Source organism: Flavobacterium sp. (genome assembly GCF_036405015.1).
In the GTDB taxonomy this organism is placed as follows: Bacteria; Bacteroidota; Bacteroidia; order Flavobacteriales; family Flavobacteriaceae; genus Flavobacterium.
In genome coordinates this window covers 1-4,381 of record NZ_DASWYK010000059.1, presented here as the reverse complement: position 1 = coordinate 4,381, position 4,381 = coordinate 1, and the positions used below count along the sequence as shown (strand labels likewise).

3 protein-coding genes and 1 pseudogene are annotated in these 4,381 nt (G+C 32.6%); all 4 read left to right on the top strand.

Annotated features, from left to right (window positions below):
- A pseudogene (locus VGE71_RS04700) lies at positions 1 to 235 on the top strand (magnesium chelatase); the annotation flags it as partial.
- Between the two features lie 267 nt (positions 236 to 502).
- A complete protein-coding gene (locus VGE71_RS04695; protein WP_331137255.1) occupies positions 503 to 1,357 on the top strand; it encodes an EamA family transporter in 855 nt (284 codons plus the stop codon).
- 455 nt (positions 1,358 to 1,812) lie between these two features.
- Entirely contained in the window at positions 1,813 to 3,099 is a 1,287-nt protein-coding gene (locus VGE71_RS04690) for a Glu/Leu/Phe/Val dehydrogenase (protein WP_331137254.1), read from the top strand.
- Positions 3,100 to 3,339: 240 nt separating this feature from the next.
- On the top strand, positions 3,340 to 4,381 hold a 1,042-nt coding region (locus tag VGE71_RS04685), incomplete at its 3' end, for a sterol desaturase family protein (RefSeq protein ID WP_331137253.1).

The following is a 4,381-nucleotide window of genomic DNA, read 5'->3' as shown; positions in this document are numbered from 1 at the left end:
CTTCGAATTATTAGACGACGCTTCGGATGTTGAATATAAAAGTATTTTAGACGAGGTAGCTCCGTTAGATGAATTAGTCAAAAAATATCAGCCTCAAACAGCCAAAGAAGATATTTATTTCTTGAAAGAATTTGTTTTGTGGGGATTGGTTGAATATAAAAAACTGAGCAAAGATCGTTTTGCAAAAGGAAACCAGTTTAGAGACATTTACGGAAGTTATATTAGTAAATTCTAAAAAAAGCTGAAAGTAATTTAACACATAGAAACATAGTTGGGAAAGCTTAAAAGAAAGGCGTTTCACTAATTTCAATACACATAGCTATGTGTTAAAGCTTGCTTTTTTGGTACTCTTAACAGGAGTAAAAAAAACTATGTTTCTATGTGTTAAAATTAAATTTTGTTCAATTTATATTAAAACTTAATCTGGTCTAGCTGGTTTTTTAAAACCGGCTGGGCTTTTTAATTTTACAATAGATTACTTTTACAGTCCAAAAATAGATTTATGTTATTCCTTATATTAAGTATTCTTTGTAGTGTTATTGTAGGTGTTATTTTCAAAGTTTCTAGAAAGTATAATGCCAATCCGTCACAGATTATTTCGTTCAATTATATTGCTGCGATCACGCTTTGTTATTTTACTTTTAGCCCAGATTTAAATACGTTAGATGATAAAGCACCTTTGGAAATTTACACTTCAGTTGGAATTTTACTTCCGATATTATTTCTTTTTCTAGCGCTTTCTATAAGGTATATGGGAATTGCAAAAACCGATGCTGCACAAAGACTATCATTGTTTATTCCGATTTTGGCAGCTTGGCTTTTATTTAATGAAGGATTTAATACGTATAAAGTTATTGGAGTGCTAGTTGGTTTTGCTGCACTTTTATTCATCTTAAAAAAGCCTTCAGATAATACTGAAAACAAATGGATTTATCCAGCTGCAGTTTTACTTGGTTTTGGAGTTGTCGATATTCTTTTCAAGAAAATAGCTTTATATACGGTTGTTCCTTATACAACATCTTTGTTTTTTGTTTTTCTAATTGCTTTTACAGTTTCTATTCTTATTGTCATATATAAGTTATTTGTAGCGAAAGAAAATTTCGTTTTAAAAAGTATTCCCTTCGGGATATTGGTCGGAATCTTCAACTTCGGAAATATATTATTTTATTTAAAAGCGCATAAAGCCTTTTCAGAAAATCCGTCAACTGTTTTTGCCGGAATGAATATGGGGGTAATTATTTTAGGAACACTAATTGGCGCTTTTTTCTTCAAAGAAAAACTATCCAAAATCAATATTTTAGGGTTGATTTTGGCTTTAATCGCTGTTGTTTTCATAGTTTTTTCACAATTACAGTAATTTTTTTTAGTTCGTAATCCTTTGTTTTACAGTAGTTTTTATGGTTATGTGTAATTTTGTTAAAAATAAACTCTACTAATTCTATAGAATTTATAAATATATTTTTGTAGCTTTGTCTCAACAATGAAAAACTATAGCCGAAATATTAAGACGTCTTTTCCATGCAGCTTTGCGATGTGCTGTATGATGAATCACGTTTTGAAATGGCGTTAATAGAGAAAGTACTTGTTAGTTATTTTTTTTTTTAGCCTTTCATTGCACCATGAAAGGCTTTTTTTTTGAACCGTTAAAAAATCAAGATATGAGAACCAATAGAAATATGAAAATTTTGATGCGACGCTGTCTGGTAAAAATTCCGTGTTGCAGCTGTTTATGAGATAGAGAGTAGAAGCTTTATCAAAGAATATTTTGAATAAACATAAAGAGATAACCCAAACCAAAAAACTATATATACTATGAGCTCAGAAATTATAAAACATAATCCGTTTCAATCGATGATTGATCGTTTTAATATCGCTGCAGATATTTTAAATTTAGACCATTCACTCAGACAAAAATTACAACGTCCTGAAAAACAAATTACAGTAAACTTTTCTATTACTTTAGATAACGGAAATGTTCAGAATTTTGAAGGATATCGCGTTATTCATAATACTGCTTTGGGACCTTCAAAAGGCGGAATTCGTTATGATACCGCTGTGAATTTGGACGAAGTAAAAGCACTTGCCGCCTGGATGACCTGGAAATCTGCTGTAACCGGAATTCCGTTTGGTGGCGCTAAAGGCGGCATTATTTGCGATCCGAGAAACCATTCTAAAACAGAATTAGAAAAAATTACGAGGGCTTACACCAAAGCCTTAGCTGATATTTTCGGACCAGAAAAAGATGTTCCAGCTCCAGACATGGGAACCGGACCAGACGAAATGGGTTGGCTAATGGATGAATTTTCATTGTTACACGGAAGACCAATTCACGCTGTTGTAACTGGAAAACATCTGCATTCTGGAGGATCTTTAGGAAGAGTAGAAGCAACGGGAAGAGGAGTGAGTATTATAAGCCTTTTAGCACTTCAAAAATTAAAAATCAGACCTGCTAGAGCTACAGCAGCCATTCAGGGATTTGGTAATGTTGGACTGCATTCTGCTTTGTTTTTACATGAAAAAGGAGTGAAAATTGTCGCGGTAAGCGATGTTTCAGAAGCATTTTACAATCCGAACGGAATTAATATTCCAGAGTTGATTTTATATTATAATTTGAATAACAAAACGATAAAAGGTTATCCAAATTCAGTTGCCATTAAACATGAAGATTTACTGCTTTTAGAAGTGGATGTTTTGATTCCGGCTGCAAAAGAAGATGTGATTACACAGAAAAATGCTGCTGATATTCAAGCTAGAATTATTGTGGAAGGTGCCAATGGTCCAGTGTCTTCAGATGCAGATCAAATTTTACATGATAAAAGTATATTAGTTGTTCCTGATATTTTAGCCAATGCTGGCGGTGTTACAGTTTCTTATTTCGAATGGCTTCAGAATTCGCTTTTGGAGTCTTGGAGAATTCACCAGATCAATAAACGTCTGGAAGATATTTTAGAAAAAGGTTTTGATACTGTTTTTAGAGTGGCAGTCAAACATAATGTAACACCTCGTATTGCTGCTTATATTATTGCTTTGAAAAAAGTAGCCGAAACTCAATCGGTAAAAGAAGTGGCTTTGGAAGCTCCTTTGTTTAAGCAAAATTAAATCAGGTTTACTTCGTAAAAGATCATTTTTGTTGATTACATTTTTAGTCTCCCTAAAAGTGTAATTGATGAAAGTGTCTTTTTCGTTTGCTGATGTATATAATTTTTAAACCGTGAGGTAAATTCTAACACATAGAAACATAGTTTTTGCAAGTCTATAAAGGCGTTTCACTGATTTCAATGCACATAGCTATGTGTTCTAAATAACCTCATAATTCTTAGAATCGAAAATATCATACAAATGAAAAATATCAATTTTCTGGCTTTTGCCATGCCTGCCTTTTTTCTTTTTTTATTTTTAGAATATAAGCTTGCTCAACGCAGAAAAAGACCTGAAATTTTTAATTATGAAAGTTCTGTTTCCAATATTTCCATCGGAATTGCTGAGCGTTTAATCAATTTATTTATTGCTGCCAGTTTTTACCAGTTGTATTATTTGATTTATGATGATTATAGGATATTTGATATTCCGAGTAATGCTTTTGTTTGGTTTGCGCTAATTCTCGCTACCGATTTTGTCTGGTATTGGTATCATCGATTAGGACATGAAGTCAATTTTTTCTGGGCGGCACATATTGTGCATCATCATAGTGAAGAATTTAATTTTACGGCTGCAGCTAGAATTACAACTTTTCAGGCCATTATCAGAACAGGATTTTGGTGTATTTTGCCCTTTATTGGTTTTCATCCTTCAATGGTTATAACGATGCTGATTGTCCATGGCACTTATTCTTTTTTTACCCATACACAGCTTATAGGAAAAATAAAATGGTTGGAATATGTTTTTGTAACGCCTTCTGTTCATGGTGTTCATCATGCTTCTGATGAAAAATATTTAGATAAAAATTACGGCGATATGTTTACGTTTTGGGATCGTCTTTTTGGAACTTTCCAAACCGAAGAAGAAAAACCCAAATACGGTTTGACACATCCCTTAAAAAGCTATAGTTTTTTATGGCAGCATTTTCATTATTATTTTGAAATCTATGAATTATGGAAACGCTCCAGCGGATTCAAAGCAAGATGGAATGCTATTTTTGGAAGTCCAGCCGATATGGATCAGGATATTCGCCCTATTTTAGAAAAGCGTTTTCTGCAAGATAAAGCATCTCCAAACCAACGACTTCGATTTAAAAATTACCTTTATATACAATTAGGAATCTGCACTTTGATCCTCACGATTTTTACTTATTATTTTGATTATTTAGAAAGTTATGATAAGATATTTGTGCTTTCGTTAGTCATTCTAACTTTAATCAATTGTGGTGCTTTACTAGAACAAC